The sequence below is a fragment of the Micromonospora sp. IBHARD003 genome (assembly GCF_056106285.1).
In genome coordinates this window covers 2,181,434-2,207,509 of the sequence record NZ_JBWBBX010000001.1, presented here as the reverse complement: position 1 = coordinate 2,207,509, position 26,076 = coordinate 2,181,434, and the positions used below count along the sequence as shown (strand labels likewise).

The 26,076-nt window shown below is 71.0% G+C and carries 24 protein-coding genes; 20 read left to right on the top strand and 4 right to left on the bottom strand.

Going from position 1 to position 26,076, the window contains the following annotated elements; translation table 11 throughout:
* Positions 1–35: 35 nt before the first annotated feature.
* The 3 genes from ACTWOL_RS09805 (at position 36) to ACTWOL_RS09795 (ending at position 3,599) form a co-directional block, all read left to right on the top strand.
* A complete protein-coding gene (locus ACTWOL_RS09805; RefSeq protein WP_474296215.1) occupies positions 36–1,064 on the top strand; it encodes a C40 family peptidase in 1,029 nt (342 codons plus the stop codon).
* Between the two features lie 210 nt (positions 1,065–1,274).
* Positions 1,275–2,333 carry a C40 family peptidase gene (locus ACTWOL_RS09800; protein WP_474296214.1) on the top strand — a complete coding sequence of 353 codons (1,059 nt, stop codon included), beginning with the start codon at positions 1,275–1,277 and terminating at the stop codon, positions 2,331–2,333.
* A gap of 39 nt (positions 2,334–2,372) precedes the next feature.
* Complete coding sequence (locus ACTWOL_RS09795; protein ID WP_474296213.1) at positions 2,373–3,599, top strand: hypothetical protein; 1,227 nt, start codon at positions 2,373–2,375, stop codon at positions 3,597–3,599.
* Positions 3,600–3,626: 27 nt separating this feature from the next.
* Here the strand turns inward: ACTWOL_RS09795 and ACTWOL_RS09790 are convergent, their stop codons facing one another.
* Entirely contained in the window at positions 3,627–4,871 is a 1,245-nt protein-coding gene (locus tag ACTWOL_RS09790; protein ID WP_474296212.1) for a glycosyltransferase 87 family protein, read from the bottom strand.
* A gap of 102 nt (positions 4,872–4,973) precedes the next feature.
* Here ACTWOL_RS09790 and ACTWOL_RS09785 point away from each other — a divergent pair, with 102 nt between their 5' ends.
* The 7 genes from ACTWOL_RS09785 to ACTWOL_RS09755 all read left to right on the top strand — a co-directional run bounded on the left by ACTWOL_RS09785 (position 4,974) and on the right by ACTWOL_RS09755 (position 13,164).
* The gene (locus tag ACTWOL_RS09785; RefSeq protein ID WP_474296211.1) at positions 4,974–6,116 is read left to right on the top strand and encodes a glycosyltransferase family 4 protein; all 1,143 of its coding nucleotides are present in this window, start codon (positions 4,974–4,976) and stop codon (positions 6,114–6,116) included.
* A 97-nt stretch (positions 6,117–6,213) separates the two neighbouring features.
* Complete coding sequence (locus tag ACTWOL_RS09780) at positions 6,214–6,618, top strand: hypothetical protein (protein ID WP_474296210.1); 405 nt, start codon at positions 6,214–6,216, stop codon at positions 6,616–6,618.
* Between the two features lie 261 nt (positions 6,619–6,879).
* Positions 6,880–8,550 (top strand): arylsulfotransferase family protein, encoded by a 1,671-nt coding sequence (locus tag ACTWOL_RS09775; protein WP_474296209.1) that lies wholly within the window; start codon positions 6,880–6,882, stop codon positions 8,548–8,550.
* 148 nt (positions 8,551–8,698) lie between these two features.
* Entirely contained in the window at positions 8,699–9,895 is a 1,197-nt protein-coding gene (locus ACTWOL_RS09770) for an NAD(P)/FAD-dependent oxidoreductase (RefSeq protein ID WP_474296208.1), read from the top strand.
* Between the two features lie 29 nt (positions 9,896–9,924).
* Complete coding sequence (locus ACTWOL_RS09765) at positions 9,925–10,869, top strand: RNA polymerase sigma-70 factor (protein ID WP_474296207.1); 945 nt, start codon at positions 9,925–9,927, stop codon at positions 10,867–10,869.
* Between the two features lie 55 nt (positions 10,870–10,924).
* Positions 10,925–11,329: a hypothetical protein gene (locus ACTWOL_RS09760; RefSeq protein WP_474296206.1), complete on the top strand. Its 405-nt coding sequence runs from the start codon at positions 10,925–10,927 to the stop codon at positions 11,327–11,329.
* A gap of 203 nt (positions 11,330–11,532) precedes the next feature.
* Positions 11,533–13,164, top strand: coding sequence for a GMC oxidoreductase (locus ACTWOL_RS09755; RefSeq protein WP_474296205.1), 1,632 nt, complete (start codon positions 11,533–11,535; stop codon positions 13,162–13,164).
* Positions 13,165–13,197: 33 nt separating this feature from the next.
* Here the strand turns inward: ACTWOL_RS09755 and ACTWOL_RS09750 are convergent, their stop codons facing one another.
* Positions 13,198–14,994, bottom strand: coding sequence for an AMP-dependent synthetase/ligase (locus tag ACTWOL_RS09750; protein WP_474296204.1), 1,797 nt, complete (start codon positions 14,992–14,994; stop codon positions 13,198–13,200).
* A gap of 238 nt (positions 14,995–15,232) precedes the next feature.
* Here ACTWOL_RS09750 and ACTWOL_RS09745 point away from each other — a divergent pair, with 238 nt between their 5' ends.
* The 6 genes from ACTWOL_RS09745 (at position 15,233) to ACTWOL_RS09720 (ending at position 20,148) form a co-directional block, all read left to right on the top strand.
* A complete protein-coding gene (locus tag ACTWOL_RS09745) occupies positions 15,233–15,994 on the top strand; it encodes a metallophosphoesterase family protein (RefSeq protein ID WP_474296203.1) in 762 nt (253 codons plus the stop codon).
* 64 nt (positions 15,995–16,058) lie between these two features.
* Positions 16,059–16,514 carry an SRPBCC family protein gene (locus tag ACTWOL_RS09740; protein ID WP_474296202.1) on the top strand — a complete coding sequence of 152 codons (456 nt, stop codon included), beginning with the start codon at positions 16,059–16,061 and terminating at the stop codon, positions 16,512–16,514.
* An 18-nt stretch (positions 16,515–16,532) separates the two neighbouring features.
* Entirely contained in the window at positions 16,533–17,765 is a 1,233-nt protein-coding gene (locus ACTWOL_RS09735; RefSeq protein ID WP_474296201.1) for an ArsA family ATPase, read from the top strand.
* A gap of 60 nt (positions 17,766–17,825) precedes the next feature.
* Complete coding sequence (locus ACTWOL_RS09730) at positions 17,826–18,272, top strand: DUF5304 domain-containing protein (protein WP_474296200.1); 447 nt, start codon at positions 17,826–17,828, stop codon at positions 18,270–18,272.
* A gap of 61 nt (positions 18,273–18,333) precedes the next feature.
* Complete coding sequence (locus tag ACTWOL_RS09725; RefSeq protein ID WP_474296199.1) at positions 18,334–19,275, top strand: ROK family glucokinase; 942 nt, start codon at positions 18,334–18,336, stop codon at positions 19,273–19,275.
* 111 nt (positions 19,276–19,386) lie between these two features.
* Positions 19,387–20,148 (top strand): endonuclease/exonuclease/phosphatase family protein, encoded by a 762-nt coding sequence (locus ACTWOL_RS09720; protein WP_474296198.1) that lies wholly within the window; start codon positions 19,387–19,389, stop codon positions 20,146–20,148.
* Between the two features lie 102 nt (positions 20,149–20,250).
* Here the strand turns inward: ACTWOL_RS09720 and ACTWOL_RS09715 are convergent, their stop codons facing one another.
* Both ACTWOL_RS09715 and ACTWOL_RS09710 read right to left on the bottom strand, forming a co-directional pair.
* Positions 20,251–20,850, bottom strand: a complete 600-nt coding sequence (locus ACTWOL_RS09715) for a hypothetical protein (protein ID WP_474296197.1) — start codon at positions 20,848–20,850, stop codon at positions 20,251–20,253.
* On the bottom strand, positions 20,843–21,622 hold the full coding sequence (locus ACTWOL_RS09710; RefSeq protein WP_474296196.1) for an alpha/beta hydrolase: 780 nt from the start codon (positions 21,620–21,622) through the stop codon (positions 20,843–20,845). Before ACTWOL_RS09710 ends, ACTWOL_RS09715 begins: the two co-directional genes overlap by 8 nt.
* 318 nt (positions 21,623–21,940) lie before the next feature.
* Here ACTWOL_RS09710 and ACTWOL_RS09705 point away from each other — a divergent pair, with 318 nt between their 5' ends.
* From ACTWOL_RS09705 to ACTWOL_RS09690, 4 genes are all read left to right on the top strand, one after another.
* Positions 21,941–22,687 (top strand): lysophospholipid acyltransferase family protein, encoded by a 747-nt coding sequence (locus tag ACTWOL_RS09705; RefSeq protein ID WP_474296195.1) that lies wholly within the window; start codon positions 21,941–21,943, stop codon positions 22,685–22,687.
* Positions 22,688–22,733: 46 nt separating this feature from the next.
* Positions 22,734–23,978 (top strand): MacS family sensor histidine kinase, encoded by a 1,245-nt coding sequence (gene macS / locus ACTWOL_RS09700; protein WP_474296194.1) that lies wholly within the window; start codon positions 22,734–22,736, stop codon positions 23,976–23,978.
* Positions 23,975–24,655, top strand: coding sequence for a response regulator (locus ACTWOL_RS09695; protein WP_474296193.1), 681 nt, complete (start codon positions 23,975–23,977; stop codon positions 24,653–24,655). Before macS ends, ACTWOL_RS09695 begins: the two co-directional genes overlap by 4 nt.
* Before the next feature lie 213 nt (positions 24,656–24,868).
* A complete protein-coding gene (locus ACTWOL_RS09690) occupies positions 24,869–25,897 on the top strand; it encodes a 6-phosphofructokinase (RefSeq protein WP_474296192.1) in 1,029 nt (342 codons plus the stop codon).
* Positions 25,898–26,076: the final 179 nt, after the last annotated feature.

Sequence of the window (26,076 nt, the reverse complement as noted above, 5' to 3'; positions counted from 1 at the left end):
CGGCAGGCGGCTCGAGGCAGAAGGAGCTCGCCTTCGTGGCGTCCCACCGTCGACCCAAGCAGCCGAGCCGCGCCCGTGTGTCCGTGCTCACCGCAATCGCCTCCGCAGCCGTCGCCCTGACCTCCCAGGCCGCCCAGGCCGCCCCGGCCAAGCCCAGCAAGGACGAGGTCAAGGCGAAGGTCGACGCCCTCTACCACGAGGCGGAGAAGGCCACCGAGGAGTACAACGGGGCCAAGGAGCAGCAGACCAAGCTCCAGAAGCAGGTCGACGCGATCCAGGACCAGGTCGCCCGGGGCCAGGCCGAGGTCAACGCCCTGCGGGACAAGCTCGGTACGGTGGCCAGCGCCCAGTACCGCTCCGGTGGCATAGACCCGGCCGTCCAGCTCTTCCTCTCCTCCGACCCGGACACCTACCTCGACAAGGCGTCCGCGATCGACCAGCTCGGAGCCAAGCAGACGCAGGTGCTCGAGGGCATCCAGGCCAAGCAGCGCACCCTCGCCCAGCAGCGCGCCGAGGCGACGAAGAAGTTCGCCGACCTCGAGGACGTCCGCAAGACGCTCGGCGAGAAGAAGAAGGCCTTCCAGGGCAAGCTCGCCGACGCACAGCGCCTCCTCAACACCCTCACCGCCGCCGAGCGGTCGAAGCTTCAGCAGGAGGAGCAGCGCGCCAGCCGCGCCGCCGGTGAGCGCGTGGACCTCGGCAACGAGGTCCCGGCCTCCGAGCGTGGTCGCGCCGCGCTCAACGCCGCCGCCACCCAGCTCGGCAAGCCCTACCAGTCCGGCCAAGAGGGTCCCAGCTCGTACGACTGCTCCGGTCTGACGCAGTGGTCCTACCGCCAGGCGGGCGTGAGCATCACGCGCACCACCTACACCCAGCAGAACGACGGTGTGAAGATAGGCCGCAGCCAGCTCAAGCCGGGCGACCTGGTCTTCTTCAACAGTCTGTCCCACGTGGGTCTGTACGCCGGCAACAACCAGATCCTGCACGCCCCGAAGCCGGGCGCGGTCGTCCGCTACGAGTCCATGGACTACATGGGCACGTTCCAGTTCGGCGTCCGGATCTGAGGACCGGTCACAACGACCGTCTGCGCCCTCCGATCGGGCGAATCGCCGGGCAGGAAGCTGACGCCACGCCCCGCCGATGACCTCGCGGTCTCCGGCGGGGCGTCACTTTTCGCCCCCCGCAGGGCTTTTGGCGCTCCGTAGCCGTACGGATACTCTCTGCCGCGCAGCGGCCGAGGGGCCGCCCCGTCCAGCGGAAGGAGTGCGGCTCCTGTGGCGTCCCATCGCCGACCCGCCCCGCCATCGGGGGCCAACGGTCTTCACCGTGGTGCCCGGATCACCCTCCTGTCAGCGGCAGCGGCCACCGCTGCGGCCGCGCTCGGCGCGGCACCCGCAGCAGCCGAACCGCGTGACACCACCACCGCTCCGGCTGCCCGGGAGCAGGTCGACCGGCTGTACGAGCAGGCCGAGAAGGCCACGGAGGCGTACAACGAGGCCGACGAGCGGGTGGACCGGCTGCGCGGGGAAGTGGCCGCGATGCGGGACCACGCGGCCCGCAGCCAGGAGCGCATCAACAGGATGCGCGGGGCGCTCGGAGCGGTCGCGGGTGCCCAGTACCGCTCCGGCGGCATGGATCCCGCCCTGGAGCTGCTGCTCTCGGAGGACCCGGACTCGTATCTCGGCAAGGCCGAACTCCTCGAGCGGATCGGCGACCGCCAGACGCTGGCCCTGCGCGATCTCGGCCGTGCCCGGCACAGCCTGGCGCGCGAGCGCACGGAAGCCCGGCGCAAGCTCGAGGAGCTGGAGCTGAACCGGGCCGCCGTGGCCCGCCACAAGCGCACGGTCGAGGCGAAGCTCGCCGCGGCGCAGAGGCTGCTGAACGCCCTGCCCGCCGCCGAGCGCGACGCCTACGGCCGTGCCTCCCGCTCGAGCCGCGACGGCCTGCTGCCGGGCCTGCCCACCGGACCCGGAGCCGGACCCGCCTCCTCGCGTGCGGCCGCCGCCGTCGCGGCCGTCAAGAGCGTGCTCGGCAGGCCCTATGTCTGGGGTGCCAACGGGCCCGACGGCTTCGACTGCTCCGGGCTCACCCAGTGGTCGTACGCACAGGCAGGCGTCGGTCTGCCGCGCACTTCCCAGGCGCAGCGCCACGCAGGGCGCCAGGTGTCCCTGTCCGATGCCAGGCCGGGTGACCTGGTGACGTACCGCTCCGACGCCAGCCATGTGGCGATGTACGTCGGCAACGGGCAGGTGGTGCACGCGCCCTACCCCGGCGCCTCGGTGCGCTACGACCCGGTGGGCATGATGCCGATCGCCTCGGTGACCCGACCCTGACGCTCCGTGGCCGTACCCGATGCCCGTACCATCGGCCGGATGGCTGATCAGGGCTTTCCCGGACGCGGGACGATACGGCGGCGGGCATGGGCGCTCGCCGTCGCCGGTGTGCTCCTGGTCGCCGGAGGCTGCGCGGGCCCCGCACCGGACACCGCGGCTCAGGACATCCAGCGCACACTGGACGGCCGGGCCGCCGCGGTGCTGGGCCATGACGAGGCAGGCTACGTCGCCGCCCTCGACGCACCGCTCCGCCCGGCGGGACGCGAGGAGTTCGCCAGCCTGACGGACGTGCCGCTGCGGTCCTGGGAGTACCGGCTGACCGGCGTACGCCGCTCCGGGGACCGTGCGACGGCCGACGCGGAGCTGCGCTACCGGTTCGAGGGCTACGACAGCGCGCCCGTGACCACCGCCCGCGCCCTGGAACTGGCCGAGCGCGACGGCCGCTGGTACGTCACGGCCGACCGCCCGGGTCGCGGCGGCGCACAGCAGCTGTGGCAGCAGGGCGATGTCGAGGTCGTACGCGGAACGCACAGCCTGGTCCTCGGCACCGGCCGGGACCGGGCACGGCTGCGGCAGATCGCGGCGGACGCCGACCGGGCGGTGCCGGAGGTCTCGGCCTTCTGGACCGGGCCCTGGGCGGGGCGTGTGGTGGTGCTGGTGCCGGACTCCCTGGAGGCCATGGGCAGGCTGCTGGGCGCGCCCGCGGCCGGATACCGGGGGATAGCTGCGGTCACCACGGGATCGACCGGGGGGAGCGGCTCGGCACCGGCGGACCGGGTGATCGTCAACCCGGAGGCGTACGAGGCGCTCGGCGCGTTCGGCCGGCGGCTCGTCCTCACCCACGAGACCACCCATGTCGCCACCCGCGGCCACACCTCCGCCGCCACCCCGATGTGGCTGTCCGAGGGCTTCGCCGACTGGGTCGCCTACCGCGGCACCGGGCACACCGCGGCCGAGGCGGCTCCCGCGCTGCGCAGGGCGGTGCGCGCCGGAGACCTCCCCGCCTCGCTGCCCACCGACGAAGCCTTCCGCTTCGGCGCCGACGCGGAGTCCCTCGGCCGCGCCTACGAAGGCGCCTGGCTGGCCTGCGAGCTGATCGCCGAACGCCACGGGGCCGGGGCCCTGACCGAGCTCTACCGCGAGGCCGGTGCGGCGAAGCAGCGTGAGGGGGCTCTGGAGCGGGCCCTGCGCAAGGTGCTGGGCACCACCGCGGAGACCTTCACCGCCGAGTGGCGGGAGTATCTGCGGGAGCGGCTGGGCGACTGAGGAGCGGGCCCGCTCGCCGGGGTCGTCTCAGGAACCGAGCAGCTCCCTGTCCTGCAGCGGCCGGTGCGGCGGCGTCTCCCCGTCATGGGCCCCCGGTGCCCGCACCGTGCTCGTCCACAGCTGGCGGCAGGCCAGCAGCGCCGCCGCCACCAGCAGACCGTTGCGGACCACGAGCAGCGCGATACCGCGCGTATCGCTCGCCACCACATGCTCGAACCAGATGGGGAACTCGAGGAACGTGACGCCGGTGGCCACCAGGACCAGGTACACGGGCACCGTCATCCGGCTCGCCCGGAACGCGAGGCAGACCGCCGCGAGACCCACCAGCCAGATCATGTACTGGGGGCTGATCACCCGGCTGGTGGTGGTGAACAGCAGCACGGCGGTGAACGCCGCGTCCGCGGGCGTGCTCGCCGTGAACACCCTCGCCCGCAGCCGCCAGAGCAGCAGCCAGGCGAACCCTGCCGCAGTCAGGGCCAGCGCCAGCCGGCTCACCAGCGGGACGTACGGGCCCAGGAACTCCACCGAGCCGTAGTTGAGCAGGACCTGGCCCTCCCAGCCGTAGTGCCGGGCCACGTGGAAGACGAGAGCGCCGAGCGACTCGACCTCGGTTCCCCGGTCACGCTGGAACGTGAGGAACGCCAGTGACCCCGGCATCGTCACACCGAAAAGCAGCAGCAGGACCCCGGTGGTGACCACGGCGGCGGTCCAGGACCTCCGGGACGCCGCACCGCGCCGCATCCCGGCCAGCAGGAGCAGCGGCCACACCTTGAGCATCGCGCCGAAGCCCGCCAGAGCGCCGGCCAGCGCGGGCCGGCGGGCCGCCGCGAGCAGGGCGGCGACCGCCACGGCCGTCACCATCAGGTCGTAGCGCGCGTACACGGTCGGCCCGAGCAGGGGCACACCGACGACCCAGACCCACACGCCCTTCATCGACTTCCCCGGCTGCCGGCCCGCGTACAGCAGCAGCCCGAAGACCACCGCGTCGCAGAACAGCGAGATCAGGAAGAAGGCCTGGGCGTAGCCGAAGAAGGGCAGGGCGCCGGGGGACAGGATCGCGAGCGCGGCGGCGGGCGGGTACTGCCAGGTGACGTCGTTCAGCGGGTAGGTGCCGGTCTTCAGCACCTCGTACCAGCCCTGGTAGATGACCTCGACATCGCTGGTCACATCGGGTCCCGCGACGTAGAGGACCTTCAGGACCCAGAGCAGCAGTAAGACCCTGGTCAGGACACACACCGCAACGGGAGCCGCTGCGCGGGCAGCGCCCTTCATAAATCACCTCACGTGGTTGTCGTACTGCCGTGACCTGCCATGATGCCGCGAACAGCTGCGCGAGAGCGAGAGGCAACGCCGCCGTTGGTACTGTCGGCGGCAATGGACAAGACCCTGATCGTCACCAACGACTTCCCACCACGGCCGGGTGGCATCCAGGCGTTCCTGCACAACATGGCGCTCCGCCTGGACCCGGAGCAGCTGGTCGTCTACGCCTCCACCTGGAAACGCGGCCGCGAAGGCGTCGAGGCGACGGCCGACTTCGACGCCGAGCAGCCCTTCACGGTGGTCAGGGACCGTACGACCATGCTGCTGCCCACCCCGCGCGTCACCCGGCGCGCGGTGGGACTGCTCAAGGAGCACGGCTGTACGTCGGTGTGGTTCGGGGCAGCGGCCCCGCTCGGGCTGATGGCGCCCGCACTGCGCAGGGCCGGCGCCCGCAGGCTTGTCGCCACCACCCACGGGCACGAGGCCGGCTGGGCACAACTGCCTGCCTCCCGGCAGCTGCTGCGCAGGATCGGCGAGGGCACGGACACGATCACATATCTGGGCGAGTACACCCGCTCGCGGATCGCCGCGGCGCTCACCCCCGAGGCGGCGGGGCGCATGGTGCAGCTGCCGCCCGGCGTCGACGAGAAGACCTTCCACCCGGGCTCGGGCGGCGACGCCGTGCGCGAGCGGCTGGGGCTCAGCGACCGTCCGGTGGTCGTCTGCGTCTCCCGCCTCGTCCCGCGCAAGGGCCAGGACACGCTGATCCAGGCGATGCCCGCGATCCTCGCGAAGGTGCCGGACGCCGTGCTGCTGATCGTCGGCGGAGGCCCGTACGAGACGGACCTGCGGCGCCTGGCCCGTTCGACCGGCGTCGCCGACTCCGTGCGCTTCACGGGGGCCGTCCCCTGGGAGGAGCTGCCGGCGCACTACGGCGCCGGTGATGTCTTCGCCATGCCGTGCCGCACCCGGCGCGGGGGCGTGGACGTCGAGGGTCTCGGCATCGTCTACCTGGAGGCCTCGGCGACCGGCCTCCCGGTGGTGGCGGGCGACTCCGGCGGCGCGCCGGACGCCGTTCTCGACGGTGAGACGGGCTGGGTGGTGCGCGGCGGCCGGCCCGAGGAGTCGGCCGAGCGGATCGTGGCCCTCCTCCAGGACCCGGCGCTGCGCCGGCGGATGGGCGAACGCGGCCGCGAGTGGGTCGAGGAGAAGTGGCGCTGGGACCTTCTCGCGGACCGGCTCAGGACGCTGCTCTAGGTCAGGGCTCTGGCGCGGACTCGGCACGGGCGCTTCCGGAGCAGGCCGCCGAAAAATCCGTGACGGCCGGCAGTGACCTGCTGCCATTCTGCTCGCCATGTCCGCACGAAATCGAAGACTTCCCCGGCATCTTGCCTGGCCCCTGACCACCACCGACATCAACGAGTGTCTCGGCCCTCACATGAGCCGCGTCACGGACCTGGAGTTCCTCACCGGGCCTGACAGCGGGACCATCGTCCTGGGAGCGGCATGGGTGGCTCCGGACCCCCACAACTACGGCCGCGGCGTCCACCCGGACATGGTCGGCTTCCGCATAGGCGTCCACCCGGTGGCTGCCGCCGACCGGGCCGGCGTCCGCGCTGTTCTGCGAGCGCAGGCCCTGCCGCAGCTCCACGAATGGATCACGCAGGGGATCGCTGCCGACGAGACCTGGCAACTGACTCCCCACCAGCACTACTGGCGGCTCACAGACGGCCACCTCACCCACCGCGACGAAGCGTGAAACCGAGTGGGGAGGACGGCGCCGGGATGTGACCCCGCTCTACCGCAGAGCAGACGCATCCGGCGGCACTCCGGCCCCGGTCGGCACCCCGAGGGCGAGCGCCTCGATCTCCTTCCGTCTTCCGTCAGTGGCGCCACCACCGCGTCCAAATGGCCCCACCGCACCGGCCACAACAGGCGCAGGCCCGAGGTGCCGCTTAATTTCGCCAGAGGCGACAACTCAAGCGACGCAGACGGAGTCAGGGCCGTGAGGAGACGGGACATGACGGTGCGACAACCGGGGGCCCGCATGGTGAGAAGGCGGCTGAGCCGCACCGCAGGTGCCTGCGCGCTCGCCGCGGCGTTCACCTTCACGGGCTGTCCACCGCTCGCCGCGGCAGCCGCGCGACCGGGTCCGCCGCGGCCGTGTGCGACGGAGCCCGCCCCACCGACCGGCAGTGCGACCACCCCGTCGCCGATCACATCGGGCAGCGACGTATGGAGCTTCGTCTCCGAGCCCGGCCTGCACCCCCAGCGGGTCACGGTGACGACGAAGCGTCCGGGCACGGCCCGCGGCAAGATCTTCGTCGGCCCCTATGCCATCGGTACCGCGGTGTACGGCCAGACCGGTGCGCTGATTTCCGACAACTCCGGCGATCCGGTCTGGTTTCGCCCGCTGCATTCCCCCGACCTCCAGAACGCGGACTTCAAGGTCCAGACGTACCACAACCCCAGGACCAAGAAGGCGCAGCCGGTGCTGACCTGGTGGCAGGGATCCATCGCCATTCCGCCCACGTATACGAATCTGCCGGGAGGCGCTCCCGAGCCGGGCGGGTGCTACTACATCTACGACCAGCACTACCGCCTGATCAAGACGGTCTTCGCACATCACGGATTCGCCCCGGACGAGCACGAGTTCCTGCTGACCCGCAGGGGGACCGCACTGTTCATCGCGACCAAGCCGGTCCCCATGGATCTCCGGCCCTACGGAGGTCCGAAGGACGGGGCCATCCTGGACAGCGAGATCCAGGAAGTCGACCTGGAAACGGGGAAACTCGTCTTCTCGTGGGATCTGCTGGAGCACCTGGACCCTGCCGATTCCGAGGTACCGGCCTCCGATGCGGCGACGTCGGGCGGGGTCTGGGACGCCTATCACCTGAACTCGCTCGACGAAGGCCCCAAGGGGGAACTGCTGATCTCGCTCCGGAACTTCTGGGCGATCTACGACATCTCCCGGAAGACGGGAAAGGTCCGCTGGCAACTCGGCGGAAAGAAGAGCGACTTCACCTTCGGCCCCGACGCGGACTTCTACTGGCAGCACGACGCGCGGTTCGGGCCGAAGGGCAGGATCAGCATGTTCGACGACGGCTGCTGCAGTCAGCCGGACGGCACACCGGAACAGGAGTCCCACGGCCTGGTCCTGGACCTGGACTTCGACGACCACCGCGCGAATGCCGTGCGGACCTACTACCACCAGCCGTCGCTGTTCTCGGCGTCCCAGGGGAACACCCAGGCCCTTCCCAATGGCGACAAGTTCATCGGTTGGGGCCAGAGTTCGTACTACTCGGAATACGCCAACGCGGGGAACACGGAGAACGAAGGCTCCGAGAACCTGCTCTACGACGCGAAGATGCCGGGCTCGAACATCTCGTACCGGGCCTTCCGGAACACCTGGGTCGGCAAGCCCTACTATCCGCCGAGCGTGGCCGCGAAGACCGATGACGGGCAGAGCGTCGTCTATGCCTCCTGGAACGGATCGACACAGACCAGAGCGTGGCGGGTGCTCGCCGGGCCGGACCCCGATTCTCTGTCGGTGGTCGTGCGCCACGCCGAACGGACCGGATTCGAGACGGCGGTCGAGACGGACGATCCAGGGCCGTACTTCCAGGTCGAGGCGCTGGACGGCGAGGGGAAGGTCCTCAAGTCCTCCGACGTCGTGACCCTGTCTCACTGAGGCGGACAGCGCGTGCAGCGGCTCGCTGCCGTCACGCGCCGAGAACCCTGCCGGTCACCGCCGAGGAAGTGATCCGGCTCACATGCCGTCACAACTGCCGGTCACGCGGTGTCTTGAGGCCGACCCCTGGAAAACGGAGGAGCGACCCATGGCTGAGAGCACCGATGTCATCGTGATCGGCGGCGGCTACGCAGGCGTCATGGCGGCCAACCGGCTCACGCAGCGAGACGACGTGACCGTGACCCTGATCAACCCGCGCCCGGTCTTCGTCCCGCGCCTGCGCCTCCACCAGCTGGTGGGCGGATCCCACGACGCGGTCGTCGACTACCGCGAGATCCTGGCCGAGGGCGTACGGCTGGTGGTCGACAACGTGACCCGGATCGACGGGGCCGAGCGCCGCGTGACGCTGGCGAGCGGGGAGACGGCCGGCTACGACTACCTGATCTACGCGGCGGGCAGTGGCAGTGCCGCCCCGGGCGTGCCCGGGGCGGCCGAGTTCGCCCACCCGGTCGCCACGCTGGAGGCGGCGCAGCGGCTGCGGTCGGTCCTCGAGGCCGCGCCCTCGGAGGCCGCGGTGACGGTCGTCGGCGGCGGTCCGACGGGCATCGAGACGGCGGCCGAGCTGGCGGAGCAGGGTCGCCGGGTGACTCTGGTCTGCGGAGGCGTGCTCGGCCCGTACCTGCACCCTCATGCCCGACGCACGGCTGCCGGGCGGCTCGCCCGGCTCGGGGTGACCGTGCTCGACGGCCCCGACACCAAGGTCACGGCGGTGACGCGCCACGCGGTGCACCTCGGTGACGGTCGCGAACTGCCGGGCGAAGTCACCGTCTGGACGGCCGGGTTCGGCGTGCCGGATCTGGCCGCGCGCAGTGGGCTGAGCACCGACGCGGTGGGGCGCCTGCTCACGGACGAGACGCTGACCAGCGTGGACGACGAGCGCATCGTCGCCGCCGGGGACTCGGCGGCACCGTCGGACCTGCCGTTCCGGATGAGTGCCTACGCCGCGGGCTGCCTGGGCGCGCACGCCGCCGACACCGTGCTCGGCCGCATCGCGGGTGAGCGACCCGCGCCGATCAGCCTGTCGCTCTCCGCCATGTGCGTCAGCCTGGGGCGCCGCGCCGCCGTCTTCCAGCTCGCGCGCAAGGACGACATCGCGATGAGGCTCTACGTCGGTGGCCGCGCGGGTGCGAAGCTCAAGGAGCTCGCCTGCCAGTTCAGCGTCAAGCACCTGGTGAAGGAGGCGCACAAGCCCGGCTCGCACACCTGGCCCAAGGGCGACCACCGCCGGCAACTGCTGGAGGCCAGGCGCGCCGGAGCGCCGGCCATCGCGGGGCGGGCGGTCTGACCGGGTATGCGAGGGAGAGGGACCGAGAGATGACCGACCAGACCACCGATCAGAGCACCGACCGGACCACCGGTCAGACGGCCGACCAGACCACCGACCTGGCGACCGGGGCGTTCGTCGCCCACCGCAACCTGCTCTTCACCGTCGCCTACGAGATGCTCGGATCCGCGGCCGACGCCGAGGACGTGCTCCAGGAGACCTGGCTGCGGTGGGTCAAGGTCGACTTGGGACGGGTGACCGACCAGCGGGCGTACCTGGTGCGGATCACGACCCGCCAGGCGCTCAACCGGCTGCGCACCATGAAGCGCCGCAGAGAGGCGTACGTCGGCCAGTGGCTGCCCGAACCGCTGCTCACCACGCCTGACGTGGCCGAGGACATGGAACTCGCCGAGAGCATGTCGATGGCGATGATGCTCGTCCTCGAGAGCCTTTCCCCGACCGAGCGGGCGGTGTTCGTGCTGCGCGAGGTCTTCGAGGTCGACTACGACGAGATCGCCGAGGCCGTCGGCAAGAGCCCCGCTGCCGTACGCCAGATCGCGCACCGCGCCCGCCGGCACGTCGACGCCCGCCGCCCCCGCAGGACGGCCTCCCCGGGCGAGACCCGCGCTGCCCTGGAATCCTTCCAGCGCGCCCTCGAGACCGGGAACCCGCAGGAGCTCCTCGACGTACTCGCCCCCGACATCGTCCTGCTCAGTGACGGCGGCGGCGTCAAGCGCGCCGCGCTCAGGCCCATCGTCGGCGCCGAGAAGATCGTCCGCTTCTACCTCGGCGGCACGGCCAAGGCCGCGGCCACGCTCACCTGCGAACCCACCGTGGTCAACGGCAGCCCGGCGCTCGCCCTGTATGTCAACGGCGAGTTCGAGGGCGTCATGGCCGTCCGTGTCGAGGACGCCCGCATCGCCGGCCTCTACGTCGTCCGCAACCCCGACAAGCTGACCCGCGTCACCTCCGAGACCCCGCTCACCCTGCGCTGACGCGAAGGACAGCAGCACCGTCCACTGCCGCACACCACAAGAGGGGGACCACACCATGACCACGCGTACGACGACCGCACAGGGCGGCCGCACCTTCCTCAAGACCGCGATAGCCCTGCAGACCCTGACTCTCTTCTTCCAGGCGGTCACCGCCGGCATGCTGCTGACCTCGCCCCTCGCCGGGGAGGTGCACCATGTCGCGTCGCGGGTGATGTACGGCGCGTGCATGCTGTACGTGCTCGCCGCGATCCTGGCCTGGCGCCCGGGCGGAGGATCACCCCGCCCGGTCCTGTACGCCACCGGCTTCCTCCTCCTCGCCTCGGCGCAGGTCGTGCTGGGCGTCGCCCATGTGCCCTCGTTCCATGTCCCGCTGGGCGTGGTGATGTGCGCCCTCAGCACCCTGGCCCTGGTCCAGGCGATGTCCCCCGGCTTCCTGCCGAACGCCGCTGCCAGGTCGTAGTCGCCGAGCGCAACCGCGGTGCAGCGGCTGGGGCGGTCTCAGAGGTCGACCGCACCACCCGCACCAGGGGCCCCGCAGGTACATCCACCAGGTCCATGTGCCGCATTCACGCCGCATCTGGCGCACAAGGCACTCTTGCGCCGCCGGAAATTACCTCCGCGCGATGGATGGGCGGAACCGAATATTCCGCCCATGCTGCGCCCATGACACCAAAACTGACGCGCCGTCACCTTCTGGGTCTCGGCGCCCTCCAGACCGCTGCGGCGCTGGGCCTCACCCGTATCGCGGCGTTCCCGGCCCAGGCCGCCGACCGGTCCGACACCACCCACACCCACACCCCCGCCCTCGTCATCGGCTCCGGCTACGGTGGCGCCGTCACCGCACTGCGCCTGGGCGAGGCCGGAATCCCCACCCTCGTCCTCGAGATGGGCCGCCTCTGGGACACCCCGGGGCCCGACGGGAAGGTCTTCTGCACCACCAGTGCCCCCGACCAGCGGTCCATGTGGTTCCGTACCCGCACCGAAGCGCCGCTCGCCCAGTTCCTGTGGCTCGACGTCGTCAACAAGGACATCGGCCCGTACCCCGGAGTCCTCGACCGCGTCCGCTTCGAGAACATGTCCGTGTACGTCGGACGCGGCGTCGGCGGCGGATCGCTCGTCAACGGCGGTATGGCCGTCACCCCGCAACGGGCCTACTTCAGCGAGATGCTGCCCACCGTCGACGCCACCGCCATGTACGACACGTACTTCCCGCGCGCCCGCGCGATGCTCGGAGTCAACACCGTCAGTCCGGCCTGGTTCGAGGCGACGGAGTGGTACCGCTTCAGCCGCATCTCACGCAAGCACGCCGCCAACGCCGGTCTGCGGACCGTCTTCGTGCCCAATGTGTACGACTTCGGGTACATGGAGCGCGAAGCAGCGGGGCAGGCCACCAAGTCCGCGCTCGCCGGAGAGGTCATCTACGGCAACAACCACGGCAAGCGCAGCCTCGACCGCACCTATCTCGCCGCCGCCCTCGGCACCGGGAAGGTGGCGATCGAGACCCTTCAGCGGGCCCGGGCCATCCGCAGGGAACCCGACGGCACCTATGTCGTCACCACCGACCGGATCGATCTGACCGGCAAGGTCGTCGCCACCCGCGACATCACCTGCGACCGGCTGTTCCTCAGTGCCGGCAGCCTCGGCACCACCGAACTCCTGCTGCGCGCCCGCGAGTCCGGAACCCTGCCCGACCTCAGCGCGCACATCGGCGGCGGCTGGGGCACCAACGGCAACGTCATGACCGCGCGCGCCAACCACCTGTGGGACACCGTCGGTGCCAACCAGGCCACCATGCCCGTCATGGGCATCGACGACTGGTCCAACGCGGCCAACCCGGTCTTCGCCGAGATCGCGCCGCTGCCCATGGGCTTCGAGCACTGGATCAGCCTGTATCTGGCGATCACCCGAAACCCGGAGCGCGGGACCTTCTCCTACGACACGGCCACGGGTGCGCTGAAGCTCAACTGGACCCGGGCGCAGAGCCAGGTCTCCGTCAACGCGGCCAAGACCCTCTTCGACCGGATCAACAGAGCCAACGTCACCATCTACCGCTACGACCTGTTCGGCGGGAACAAGACCTTCGCCGACGACTTCACGTACCACCCGCTCGGGGGCTGTGTGCTGGGCCGGGCCACCGACGACTACGGCCGGGTGCGCGGGGCGCCGGGCATCTACGTCACCGATGGAGCCCTCGTCCCCGGCTCCATCGGCGTCAATCCGTTCGTCACCATCACCGCGCTCGCCGAACGCAACATCGAGCGCGTACTCGCCGAGGACTACGCCCGGGCAGCCTGAGCGGCCCGGGCGACAAGGGACGACTCCCGGGGCTCAGGCCCCGTAGATCGCCTCGATCTCGTCGGCGAAGTCCTTCGCCACCACATTGCGCTTCAGCTTCAGCGACGGTGTGATGTGGCCGGCCTCCTCCGTGAACTGGGAGCCCAGGATGCGGAACTTCCGCACCGATTCCGCCTTGGAAACCGCAGTGTTGCCCTCGTCCACCGCCCGCTGGACCTCCGCCAGCAGGTCCGGGTCCTCGCACAGCGAAGCCGCCGTCGAACCGGCCGGCTTGCCGTGGTCGGATGCCCAGCGGGCCAGGAACTCCTCGTCGATGGTGACCAGCGCGCCCACGAACGGCCGCCCGTCGCCCACGACCATGCACTCCGCGACCAGAGCGTGCGCTCGGATACGGTCCTCGATGACCGCCGGGGCGACGTTCTTGCCGCCCGCCGTCACCAGGATCTCCTTCTTGCGGCCCGTGATGGCGAGGTAGCCGTCCTCGTCGAGCGTGCCGATGTCACCGGTGTGGAACCAGCCGTCGGCCAGCGCCTCCGCCGTCGCCGCCTCGTTGTTCCAGTAGCCCGAGAACACGTGCTCGCCGTGCACCAGGACCTCGCCGTCGTCGGCGATCCGGACCACCGAGCCCGGCAGCGGCTGCCCCACCGTGCCGATCTTCTGCCGGTCCCACGGGTTGAACGTGGTGGCGGCACAGGTCTCCGTCAGGCCGTAGCCCTCGAGCACCGTGAAGCCGATGCCGCGGTAGAAGTGGCCGAGCCGCTCACCGAGCGGGGCACCGCCGGAGATGGCGAACTCACCGCGCCCGCCCAGCACCGCGCGCAGCTTGCTGTAGACGAGCTTGTCGAAGAGCTTGTGCTTGAGCTTCAGCGTGAACGGCACACCGCCCGGCGCGTCGACGGCGCGGCTGTACGCGATCGCCGTGTCCGCGGCCTTGTCGAAGATCTTGCCCTTGCCGTCCGCCTGGGCCTTCGCCCGCGCGGTGTTGTAGACCTTCTCGAAGACCCGCGGCACACCGAGGATCAGCGTGGGCCGGAATCCGGCCAGCTCGTCCGTGAGGTTCTTGATGTCCGGGGCGCAGCCCAGCTTGATCGGTGCCATCGCGGGCGCGAGGGCGACCATACGGCCGAAGACGTGCGCGGCCGGAAGGAACAGCAGCACGGAGCTGTGGCCCGTGCGGAACAGCGGCTTGAGGCGCTCGACCAGGTTGCCGCACTCCGCGAAGAAGGCGCGGTGGGTGAGCACACAGCCCTTGGGGCGGCCGGTGGTGCCCGAGGTGTAGACGATGGTGGCCGGGTCGTCCGCCTTGGCGACGGCGCTGCGCTCGTCGACGAGTGCGTCGCTCACCTCGGCGCCGGCCGCGGTCAGCTCGTCGACCGCGCCGCGCTCGATCTGCCAGATCTGCTTGAGGGCCGGAAGCTGTGCCCGCACCGACTCCACGGCAGCAACGTGTGCGTCGCTCTCCACGATGGCCGCGACCGCGCCGGAGTCACCGAGGATCCACTGCACCTGCTCGGGCGAACTCGTCTCGTACACCGGCACGGTCACACCGCCGGCGCTCCAGATCGCGAAGTCGAGCTGGATCCACTCGTAGCGGGTGCGGGACATCAGGGCGACCCGGTCGCCGGGCTGCACACCGGCGGCGATCAGACCCTTGGCCGCGGCCCGCACCTCGGCCAGGAACCGGGTGGCCGACACGTCCGTCCAGGTGCCGGCGACCTTTCTGCCCATGACAGCGACATCCGGGTGCTGAGTGGCATTGCGGCGGATGAGATCCGTCAGATTGCCGTCCGTGGGGACCTCGTACAGGGCCGGAAGGCTGAACTCACGCAAGACTGCTGCTCCTCATCGGGCGCCGGCGCCACGGCTCTGTGTGAACGCACCGGGGACTGCCCGGACGTTACCCATCAGTACTTGGTTCCGGATAGGGGGTCCCGGCCAGATGTTCGCTGCGTCACACCGGTGTGCCGCCGCATCGCGCACCCTATGTCACCCCGTGTGCGAGTGCGAAGTAACCGCAGGTCCGACCCCCTCTATCCCCTCTTGGGCGGATCGATCTAGGGTGATCGGCATGCGCGTTCACGTGGTCAGCGATGTACATGGGAACACCCGGGATCTGGCCAGGGCCGGAGAGGGGGCCGATGCCCTGATCTGCCTTGGTGACCTGGTGCTCTTCCTCGACTACGCAGACCACTCGCGCGGCATCTTCCCCGACCTCTTCGGCGTCGAGAACGCCCACCGGATCGTGGAGCTGCGCACCGCGCGCCGCTTCGAGGAGGCCCGGGAGCTCGGGCGGCGGCTGTGGGCCGGGCGCGACCGGGACGCCGCGATCCTCTCCGCCGTGCGCAAGCAGTACGCCGAGATGTTCGCCGTCCTCCCGACGCCGACGTACGCCACCTACGGAAACGTCGACATCCCCGCACTCTGGCCGGAGTACGCGGGCCCCGGCACCACGGTCCTCGACGGGGAGCGCATCGAACTGGACGGACGGGTCTTCGGATTCGTCGGCGGCGGGCTGCGCAGCCCCATGCGCACCCCCTTCGAGATCTCCGACGAGGAGTACGCGGCGAAGGTCGAGGCCATCGGCGAGGTCGACGTGCTGTGCTCGCACATCCCGCCGGACGTGCCCGAACTGCTCTACGACGTCGTCCCGCGCCGCTTCGAGCGGGGCAGCCGCGCCCTGCTGGACGCGATCCGGCGCACCCGGCCCCGCTACGCCCTGTTCGGGCACGTCCACCAGCCCCTGGCCCGGCGGATGAGGATCGGCTCCACCGAGTGCGTGAACGTCGGTCACTTCGCCGCGACGGGAAGGCCCTGGGCCCTGGAATGGTGACCGGCGCGGTCACGGTAGATTGCACACCGCAACCCCGTCCGGAGACCACTGGAGGAGCCCGGCGATGGCGGAACACACCAGCTCGAAGATCACCATCGACGCGGCACCGGCCGACGTCATGGGGGTGATCTCCGACTTCGCCCGCTACCCGGAGTGGACGGGCGAGGTGAAGGAGACCGAGGTCCTGGAGAAGGACGACCAGGGCCGTGCGGTGCAGGTCCGGCTGGTGCTCGACGCCGGCGCGATCAAGGACGACCACACCCTCGCGTACACCTGGACCGGCGCGAACCAGGTGTCCTGGACCCTGGTCAAGTCCCAGATGCTGCGCACGCTCGACGGCTCGTACACGCTGGCGCCCGTCGACGGCGGCGAGCGCACCGAAGTCACCTACCAGCTCACCGTCGACGTCAAGATCCCGATGCTCGGCATGATCAAGCGCAAGGCGGAGAAGGTCATCATCGACCGCGCCCTCGCGGGTCTGAAGAAGCGCGTCGAATCCGGCTCCGGCCCGAAGGCCTGAGGTCCGGGCCCCGCCTTCATGCGCATCGTTCTCGTCACCGGGCCCGGCGGCTCGGGCCGTACCACCGTCGCCGCGGCCACCGCACTCGCCTCGGCCCGGCGCGGGAAGCGGACCCTGCTGCTTTCCGGCGAGGCCGCCCACGCCCTGGGAACCTCGACCACCGCCACCGGGCCGGCCGAGGTGACCGACGGGCTCTGGGCCGCCCGGATCGACTCCGGTGCGCACTTCCGCGGTGAACTGCTCGCCTTCCAGGAACGCAGCACCGCGGCGCTCGAACTGCTCGGCGCCCACCGGCTGGAGGACGAGGAGCTCACCGAACTACCGGGCAGCGAACAGTTCGCCCTGCTGCGCGCGCTGCGGGACCTTCGCGGCGGCGACTGGGACGTGGCTGTCGTCGACATGCCCCCGGTCCGCCAGACGATCGCGCTGCTCGGACTGCCCGAACAGCTCCGCCGCTATCTGCGCCGGCTGCTCCCGCCGGAGCGGCAGGCGGCCAGGGCGCTGCGCCCGGTGCTGGCCCAGCTCGCCGGGGTGCCGATGCCCGCCCGGTGGCTGTACGAGACCGCCGGACGCTGGGAGGCGGAGCTCCGTGCCGTGCAGGAGCTGATCGAGGACCCGAACACCACCGTCCGGCTGGTCGCCGAGCCCGGGCCCGCGGGCGAGGACGCCCTGCTCACCGCACGTCTGGGGCTCGCGCTGTACGGGATGCGGGCCGACACGCTCGTCGCGAACCGGATCCTGCCGGTCGCCTCGCCCGATCCCTGGCTCGCCGGGCTGCAGGCCCAGCAGGACAAGGCCCTGCGCCGCTGGCAGGAGACCCGCGAGAGAAAGGCGGCGCCGGCACTCGTCACCGTCGGACACCTCGGCCGCGACCCCCGGGGACTGGACGACCTCGCCGCTCTCGACGGGGGCCTCGCCGTGGACCTCGGCCCCGTGGCGGCAGAACCGGCCGACCCCTGGCAGATCGAGCGGCCGCCCGCGGACGGCCCGGACGGACACGGGGACCGCGGCGGAGTCGGGGATCATGACGGCGAGCTGCACTGGGTGCTGCCGCTGCCCGGCGCGGTCAAGGAGGAGCTGGGGCTCGTCCGCCGCGGCGACGAACTGCTTATCACCGTGGGGCCGTTCCGGCGTATCGTCCCCCTGCCGTCGGTGCTGCGCCGCTGCACCGTCTCGGGCGCGGGGCTGAAGGACGGCGACCTGCGGGTCAGATTCACTCCGGACCCAGACCTGTGGCCGAGGAGCCGCTGAACGGCGAGGCCTCGTTCGGGTACCGTCGACAGTAGCCGTCCCGTTCTCCAGGAGTACGTCATGAGCGATGCCACCGAGCGTCCCGCCGTCGACCACGACGCCTGGGCCGAGGCGTGTGCCGAAGACCTGGAGGCCGAGCGGGCCCGCCGCCGCGAGCGGTACGGGCACGGGACCACCGGATCCGCGGCGGAAGAGCTGCGCAAGCTGATGGACGCGGTCGCCGACAAGGTGTCCTCGCTGCAGAACCCCCTGTTCGGCATGGCCGCACAGGGAGCCGTACAGCAGCTGATCGGCCAGGCCAAGGCGGCCGTCGAGCCCGTCATCGAGCGCAATCCGCAGGTCTTCGACCACCTCGCGGCCGCGGGCAACGAACTGCTGGCCGCCTACCGCTCCGCTGTCGAGGGCCACGAGCGGCGCTGGACGCGTGACGAGACACCCCGCGATACGCCCCGTGACCGACGGGACGGCCATGACGACGGGCCGGGCGAGAAGATCGACCTGGACTGAGGCGGGGAGTCCCTCCGGTACCGTTGGCCTTAGCGGGGCTCGACCGAAAACTGAGGGACTCATGGGACTCACCATCGGCGTCGACATCGGCGGCACCAAGATCGCGGCCGGCGTGGTCGACGAAGAGGGCACCATTCTCGAGACGCACACGGTGCCCACTCCGTCGACCGCCGACGGGATCGTGGACGCGATCGCATCGGCCGTCTCCGGAGCCGGTCAGGGGCACGACATCGAAGCGGTCGGCATCGGCGCCGCCGGCTATGTCGACGACAAGCGTGCCACCGTCCTCTTCGCGCCGAACATCCAGTGGCGCCACGAGCCGTTGAAGGACAAGGTCGAACAGCGCGTCGGCCTGCCCGTCGTCGTCGAGAACGACGCGAACGCGGCGGCGTGGGGCGAATACCGCTTCGGCGCGGGCCAGGGACACGAGGACGTCATCTGCATCACGCTCGGCACCGGCCTGGGCGGAGGCATCATCATCGGCAACAAACTGCGGCGCGGCCGATTCGGTGTCGCCGCGGAATTCGGGCACATCCGGGTCGTCCCCGACGGTCTGCTGTGCGGCTGCGGCAGCCAGGGCTGCTGGGAGCAGTACGCGTCCGGCCGCGCCCTCGTCCGGTACGCCAGGCAGCGCGCGGGAGCGACCCCGGAGAACGCGGGGATCCTGCTCGGCCTCGGCGACGGCACCCCGGAGGGCATCGAGGGCAAGCACGTGAGCGAGGCGGCACGACAGGGCGACAAGGTGGCGGTCGACTCCTTCCGTGAGCTGGCCCGCTGGGCCGGGGCGGGCCTCGCCGACCTGGCCTCGCTCTTCGACCCCTCCGCGTTCATCGTCGGCGGCGGTGTCTCGGACGAGGGCGAACTGGTCCTCGACCCGATCCGCAAGTCCTTCCGCCGCTGGCTGATCGGCTCCCAGTGGCGCCCGCATGCCCAGGTGCTCGCCGCCCAGCTGGGCAACAAGGCCGGCCTCGTGGGCGCGGCCGACCTCGCACGCCAGGGCTGACCACCTCTTCCCGCGTACCCGCCGCCCCCTCCTGGGGAGGCGGCGGGCACGCAGGGCGGCGCCGACGCGACACACCACAGGTCACGGCCTTGTGCCCGCTATGTTGACCGCATGCCGACGCCGGAGACGTACACACTTCCCAACTCCTGCACCGAGCCGGACGGTTCGGCCGTCGTCAGGGTGCTCAGCTACAACATCCGCTCGATGCGGGACGACGAGGACGCGCTCGCCCGGGTGATCCGGGCCTGCCGGCCCGACCTGGTCTTCGTCCAGGAGGCGCCGCGCTTCTTCCGCTGGCGCAAGCACGCCGCACGCCTCGCCGCCAAGAGCGAACTCGTCGTGCTGGGCGGCGGCGCGACCGCCGCGGGGCCGCTGCTCCTGTGCTCATTGCGCGCGACCGTCGAGCGCACCGAGGACGTGCTGCTTCCCCGCACCCCCGGGCTGCACCGCCGGGGTTTCGCGACCGCCGTCGTACGGTTCGGCCGGTCCAGGGCCGGACTGGTGAGCTGCCATCTGAGTCTCGACGGCGAGGAGCGCAAAGCCCAGACGGGGATGCTGCTGGACAGCCTCGCGGCGATGGACGTCCCGCACATGATCGTCGCGGGTGACATCAACGAGCCGCCCGGGGACCCCGGCTTCCGCAGGCTCGCGGCCGAGCTGCAGGACTGCTGGAGGGTACGGCCCTGGGGCGGCGAGTACACCTTCACGCCCGCCGACCCGCACCGGCGTATCGACGCGATCTTCGCGACGCCCGGCATCGAGGTACTCGGCTGCGGTGTACCGTCCGCTCACCCCGGGGTCACCGCAGACGATCTGCTGGCCGCCACGGACCATCTGCCCGTGCTCGCCGCCCTGCGCCTCCCGGCGGGCTGAGGCGGATCCGCGGGCCGGCTCGGCCCGGGGCTCCGCCTCACGCACTGACGGGCCGGCCGGCCCGGGGACCGGCCTCACCGCCGGGCCGGGCCGCGGCCCCGCTCAGACCACCGCACCGCGCCCCGGGTCGTCGTCGTCCTCGTCGTCACCCTGCGACATCCGCGCCACCAGGGTCGCGAAGCCACCGAGGAAGCCGCCGACGCCGAGCGTGGTCAGCCACCAGGTCATGTCCCACTGCAGCAGGACGGCGAGCAGCAGCAGCACGGGACCGCCGACGACGGCGAGCCATGCGAACTTCGCGGTCGTGTCGGCCTCGGGCAGCGGCGGTGGCTCGGGCGGCACGAAATGGCCCTCGTCGCTCTCGTCGCTCTCGTCGAGATCGTCGCCGCTCGCCTCGGACACCCGGTAGTCCCGGGGGCCCGTGCCCGGACCGACACCCGGCGCGAAGACGATCGAACTGCCCAGCGGCTTGCCCGGGCCGGTGCCGCCCTCGTCGTCACCGTCCGGGGACACGGGCCGCTCGCCTCCCACCGTTTTGTCCGGACCGGCCGCGTCCTCGACGGGCGTGAACGGCCCGGTACCCGGCGGGTCGGTCGGCTCGTCTCCGTATCCGGCGACGATCGCCGCCCAGGCGGCCTCCTCGTCGATCGGCTGCGGCTCCCGGTCGCGGTCGTCCCGGTCCGCGTCGTGCTGCTCAGCCACCGGTCGTGCTTCCCTTCTTCCCGGCACTCGGTGCGAGGCGGCCGATGAAGGCGTGGCTCTCCTCGAAAATCCGCTCCGCATCGTGGTCCAACGTCGCCACGTGGTAACTCTGTTCCAGCAGGACCTCCCGCACGTCCTCGGAAGAGACCCGGCTGAGGATCCGGGCCGAGTCGGCGGGCGGCACCACATGGTCCTGGGGGCTGTGCAGCAGCACCATCGGCTGCGTGACCTGCGGCAGCTCACCGTCGACGAGCTGGAGGAAAGTACGCAGCGAGTGGGCGGCGTGCAGCGGCACCCGGTCATAGCCGACCTCCTCCACCCCCTCCTTGGCGATGTCGCTGGCGATGCCCTTCGTGCTGCGGACGAGATGGCGGGCCACCGGCAGCGCCTTGGCCGCGAGACCGTGCATCTTGTTCGCCGGGTTGACCAGGACGATGCCGCTGATCGCGTCGCCGTGCCTGGCCGCGAGCCGCAGGGTCAGGGCACCGCCCATCGAGAGCCCGAAGACGAACACCTGGCTGCACTGCTCGACGAGGGTGCGCAGCTCCCGGTCCACCTCCGCGTACCAGTCCTGCCAGCCGGTCTGCTGCATGTCCTGCCAGCGGGTGCCGTGTCCGGGCAGCAGCGGCAGCGACACGGTCAGACCGCGCTCCGCCAGATACTCCGCCCAAGGGCGCAGCGACTGCGGGCAACCGGTGAAGCCGTGGCAGAGAAGGACACCGACTTCGCCGCCCTCGTGGCGGTAGGGCTCAGCTCCAGGCAGGACCGGCACCGGGCGTCTCCTGTTCGTGTGAAGGGACAAGCAAATGAGGAAGAGAACGTACGTACACAGTGGTGTAGCCGAGGAAAACCGGAAGCAGCGGAGGGACCAGGGGACCGAGGAGGACCGAGGGGACCCCAAGGAGACCAGGGTGCCGAGGACCTCTCCGAAGGTGCCTTCACGGTACGCGACGGGGCTGACACGGACCAGGGCTGAAGGCGCTTCAGCGCGGCCCCGGGGGGCGTAGGGCCGACCCCGCACGGGTTAAGGTCTTTGCGTCGGACACCAGGGTCGGACACCAGGAAGGCATTCGAGTTGATCTACGGCGCCATGAAGTTCTCCATCGGAGGGTCACTGAAGCTCGCCTTCAGACCCTGGGTGGAGGGCCTCGAGAACATTCCCGCCGAGGGGCCCGCGATCCTCGCGAGCAACCATCTGTCCTTCTCGGACTCGTTCTTCCTGCCCGCGGTCCTGGACCGCAAGGTCACCTTCATCGCCAAGGCCGAGTACTTCACCTCGCCCGGAGTGAAGGGCAAGCTCACGGCGGCCTTCTTCAAGGGCGTCGGTCAGCTGCCGGTGGACCGCTCCGGCGCCCGCGGCGCCGGCGAGGCCGCCATCCGGAGCGGTATCGAGGTGATCGAGCGCGGGGAGCTGTTCGGGATCTATCCCGAGGGCACCCGCTCGCCCGACGGCAGGCTCTACCGGGGCAAGCCGGGGGGTCTCGCACGGGTGGCCCTGGCGACGGGTGCGCCCGTCATCCCGGTCGCGATGATCGACACCGAGAAGATCCAGCCGCCCGGCAAGATCGTGCCCAAGCTGATGCGCCCGGGCATCCGGATCGGCAAGCCGCTCGACTTCAACCGCTACCACGGCATGGACCACGACCGCTTCATCCTGCGCTCGGTGACCGACGAGGTCATGTACGAGATCATGAAGCTCTCCGGTCAGGAGTACGTGGACATCTACGCCACCGCCGCCAAGCGGCAGATCGCGGACGCGGAGAAGGCCGCGAAGGACGCGGCGAAGAACCGGGGCACGGGGAGCGCGACCGCGACGGAGCGGAACGGCGCCGAGTAGCGGCGTCCTGACTGCCGTTTCACGGACGGGCCGGGGGAGGGGGAGCATGGCGAGGCGCGAGCGCGTCGTCCGTATGTCGGTCGAGCTGCCGCTGTGGCGTGCTCTGACCGCGTACCGTCTGCTGACGGCGGGCTACGCGGTCCTGCTGTTCGTCTTCGGGCGCGTCAGGTTCGAGCACCCCTGGGTGGCCATCGGCTACCTCGCCTTCCTGGGCATCTGGACGCTCGCCACCCTCCCGAAGGTGGCCAACGCACTCAGCTGTACGAAGCGTTTCCTCGTGGCCGATCTCACCGTCGCGCTCGTCGGCATCCTGCTCACTCCGCTCGCCGACACGGACGCCCAGCGGATGGATCTCCCGACCCTGCCGTCGATCTGGACGGCCGGCGCGGTCCTCGCCTACGCGATCAGGGGCGGCTGGCGCTGGGCCGGCTTCGCCTCCTCCCTCGTCGCCGTGGCCAACATCATCGAGCGCGGGGAGCCGAGCCGGGACACCTTCCACAACGTGCTGCTGGTGTGGGTGGCCTCGATCGGCATCGGTTACGTCGTCGAGGTCGCCCGGGCGTCGGAGCGGACTCTGGCCCGCGCCCTGGAGATCGAGGCGGCGACCCGGGAGCGGGAGCGGCTGGCCCGGGACATCCACGACAGTGTCCTCCAGGTGCTGGCGATGGTGCAGCGGCGTGCCACCGCGCTGGGCGGCGAGGCGGCCGAGCTGGGCCGGATGGCGGGTGAACAGGAGGTCGCCCTGCGGACCCTGGTCGCCGGCGGTCTGCTGCCCGCGTCGCGGGTCTCCGAGGACGAGAGGCAGGGCGCGGTCGTACGACTCATCGACGAGCCGGGCGAGCCCGGTGGGCCGGGGCTGGCGGGGGAGCCCGGCGGGGACGCGGCACGTGATCTGCGCGCCCTGCTCACGCCGTACGCCGGATCCAGGGTCACCCTGTCCGAGCCGGGAGCCCCGGTGCCGATGCCGTCGCACCACGCCCGCGAGCTCGCCGCCGCTGTCGGTGCCGCCCTGGACAATGTCCGCAGGCACGCCGGTGACGGGGCGCAGGCCTGGATCCTGGTGGAGGACTGGCCGCACGAGGTGATCGTGACGGTGCGGGACGACGGGCCGGGCATCCCGGAGGGCAGGCTCGCCCAGGCGGAGGGAGAGGGCCGGCTCGGAGTGGCGCTCTCGATACGCGGCCGGCTACGGGACATCGGCGGCACGGCCGAGCTGCTCTCGGTGCCGGGGCAGGGAACGGAAGTGGAGCTCAGGGTCCCGCGGGGGACCAGGGGGAAGGCAGAACGATGACGGAGACGACGCAGGCACCGATCAGGGTGATGGTCGTGGACGACCATCCGATGTGGCGGGACGCGGTCGCCCGCGATCTGGCCGCATCCGGCTGCGACGTGGTGGCGACGGCGGGCGACGGACCGCAGGCGGTGCGGCGTGCCCGGGCGGTGTCCCCCGATGTGATCGTCCTCGATCTGAACCTGCCGGGCATGCCAGGCGTGCAGGTCTGCAAGGAACTCGTCGGGGCGCATCCCGCGCTGCGGGTGCTGGTGCTTTCGGCGAGCGGTGAGCACGCGGACGTGCTGGAGGCGGTGAAGTCGGGCGCGACGGGCTATCTGCTGAAGTCGGCCAGCACGGAGGAGCTGATCGACGCCGTGCGGAGGACCGCCGTCGGCGACCCGGTGTTCACGCCCGGTCTGGCCGGACTGGTCCTGGGGGAGTACCGGCGGCTGGCCACCGAACCCGTGGCCGCGGCCGGCCCCGACGAGCCGAAGGCGCCCCAGCTCACCGAGCGCGAGACCGAGGTGCTGCGGCTGGTCGCCAAGGGGCTCTCGTACAAGCAGATCGCCGAGCGGCTCGTCATCTCGCACCGCACCGTCCAGAACCATGTGCAGAACACGCTGGGCAAGCTCCAGCTCCACAACCGCGTGGAGCTCGTGCGCTATGCGATCGAGCGCGGTCTCGACGACGTCTGAGAACGTCTGAGAACGGCTGAGGACGTCTGACGAAGTCTCGGTCTCTGACGTGCCCTGATCACCGTGATCACGGTGATCACTCGTCGGAGTGAACCGGCGGGCGCCAACAGCCGTCCACCGCAGCGGAATTCACCTTCCGTACCGTCCCTAAGTGACCTGGGTCACTACTAGCGTGGCTCCCGTATGCCACCACCGACGGCGAAGGGAACCTCCATGCGGATCGGAGTACTGACCGGGGGCGGCGACTGCCCCGGCCTCAATGCGGTCATCCGCGGCATCGTCCGCAAGGGTGTCCAGGAGTACGGATACGAGTTCACCGGTTACCGGGACGGCTGGCGCGGACCGCTCGACGGCGACACCGTGCAGCTGGACATCCCAGCGGTGCGCGGCATCCTGCCCCGCGGCGGCACGATTCTCGGTTCGTCCCGCACGAATCCCCTCAAGCAGGAGAACGGCATCCGCCGGATCAAGGAGAACCTCGCCAAGCACGAGGTGGAGGCGCTGATCGCGATCGGCGGCGAGGACACTCTCGGTGTCGCGGCCCGCCTCGCCGACGACTACGGCGTCAACTGTGTGGGCGTACCGAAGACCATCGACAACGATCTGTCCGCCACCGACTACACCTTCGGCTTCGACACCGCGGTCGGCATCGCCACGGAGGCCATCGACCGGCTGCACACCACCGCCGAGTCCCATATGCGGGTGCTGGTGGTCGAGGTGATGGGCCGTCATGCGGGCTGGATCGCCCTGCACTCGGGTCTGGCCGGCGGGGCGAACGTCATCCTCATCCCGGAGCAGCGCTTCGACGTGGACCAGGTGTGCGCCTGGGTCACCTCGCGTTTCCGCGCCTCCTACGCGCCGATCGTGGTGGTCGCCGAAGGCGCGATGCCCAAGGACGGCGACATGGTCCTCAAGGACGAGTCGCTCGACTCCTTCGGGCATGTTCGGCTCTCGGGCGTGGGCGAGTGGCTGGCCAAGGAGATCGAGCGGCGCACCGGCAAGGAGGCAAGGACGACCGTCCTCGGCCACGTCCAGCGCGGCGGCACCCCGAGCGCCTTCGACCGCTGGCTCGCGACCCGCTTCGGACTGCACGCCGTCGAGGCGGTGCACGACGGGGACTACGGGAAGATGGTCGCCCTGCGCGGCACGGACATCGTCCGGGTGCCGATCTCGGAGGCGACCTCGAAGCTGAAGACGGTCGACCCTTCGCTCTACGAGGAGGTCGGCGTCTTCTTCGGGTGACGCGGCACCGTACTCCCCGGGTGCGCGACACCACGGTCCCGGCCGCCGTCCAGCGTGTCCGGCGGCTGAGGCCGCAGACCCGGGTGCTGTCGCGGTCCCGGCGCACGCCGCAGGCCCGGCGGGTCTCGGTCGTCGCCGCCCCCGTGGCAGACCCCGCAGTGAAGCCGGCCCGCAGCCGC

Excerpts from the sequence above, each read along its gene's own strand:
- ACTWOL_RS09740 (WP_474296202.1), top strand. The coding sequence starts at position 16,059 with ATGGCGGAACACACCAGCTCGAAGATCACCATCGACGCGGCACCGGCC.
- ACTWOL_RS09785 (WP_474296211.1), top strand. The coding sequence starts at position 4,974 with ATGGACAAGACCCTGATCGTCACCAACGACTTCCCACCACGGCCGGGT.
- ACTWOL_RS09755 (WP_474296205.1), top strand. The coding sequence starts at position 11,533 with ATGACACCAAAACTGACGCGCCGTCACCTTCTGGGTCTCGGCGCCCTC.
- ACTWOL_RS09735 (WP_474296201.1), top strand. The coding sequence starts at position 16,533 with ATGCGCATCGTTCTCGTCACCGGGCCCGGCGGCTCGGGCCGTACCACC.
- ACTWOL_RS09725 (WP_474296199.1), top strand. The coding sequence starts at position 18,334 with ATGGGACTCACCATCGGCGTCGACATCGGCGGCACCAAGATCGCGGCC.
- ACTWOL_RS09720 (WP_474296198.1), top strand. The coding sequence starts at position 19,387 with ATGCCGACGCCGGAGACGTACACACTTCCCAACTCCTGCACCGAGCCG.
- macS (WP_474296194.1), top strand. The coding sequence starts at position 22,734 with ATGGCGAGGCGCGAGCGCGTCGTCCGTATGTCGGTCGAGCTGCCGCTG.
- ACTWOL_RS09745 (WP_474296203.1), top strand. The coding sequence starts at position 15,233 with ATGCGCGTTCACGTGGTCAGCGATGTACATGGGAACACCCGGGATCTG.
- ACTWOL_RS09770 (WP_474296208.1), top strand. The coding sequence starts at position 8,699 with ATGGCTGAGAGCACCGATGTCATCGTGATCGGCGGCGGCTACGCAGGC.
- ACTWOL_RS09790 (WP_474296212.1), bottom strand. The coding sequence starts at position 4,871 with ATGAAGGGCGCTGCCCGCGCAGCGGCTCCCGTTGCGGTGTGTGTCCTG.
- ACTWOL_RS09730 (WP_474296200.1), top strand. The coding sequence starts at position 17,826 with ATGAGCGATGCCACCGAGCGTCCCGCCGTCGACCACGACGCCTGGGCC.
- ACTWOL_RS09760 (WP_474296206.1), top strand. The coding sequence starts at position 10,925 with ATGACCACGCGTACGACGACCGCACAGGGCGGCCGCACCTTCCTCAAG.
- ACTWOL_RS09780 (WP_474296210.1), top strand. The coding sequence starts at position 6,214 with ATGTCCGCACGAAATCGAAGACTTCCCCGGCATCTTGCCTGGCCCCTG.
- ACTWOL_RS09705 (WP_474296195.1), top strand. The coding sequence starts at position 21,941 with ATGAAGTTCTCCATCGGAGGGTCACTGAAGCTCGCCTTCAGACCCTGG.
- ACTWOL_RS09795 (WP_474296213.1), top strand. The coding sequence starts at position 2,373 with ATGGCTGATCAGGGCTTTCCCGGACGCGGGACGATACGGCGGCGGGCA.
- ACTWOL_RS09765 (WP_474296207.1), top strand. The coding sequence starts at position 9,925 with ATGACCGACCAGACCACCGATCAGAGCACCGACCGGACCACCGGTCAG.
- ACTWOL_RS09690 (WP_474296192.1), top strand. The coding sequence starts at position 24,869 with ATGCGGATCGGAGTACTGACCGGGGGCGGCGACTGCCCCGGCCTCAAT.
- ACTWOL_RS09695 (WP_474296193.1), top strand. The coding sequence starts at position 23,975 with ATGACGGAGACGACGCAGGCACCGATCAGGGTGATGGTCGTGGACGAC.
- ACTWOL_RS09775 (WP_474296209.1), top strand. The coding sequence starts at position 6,880 with ATGACGGTGCGACAACCGGGGGCCCGCATGGTGAGAAGGCGGCTGAGC.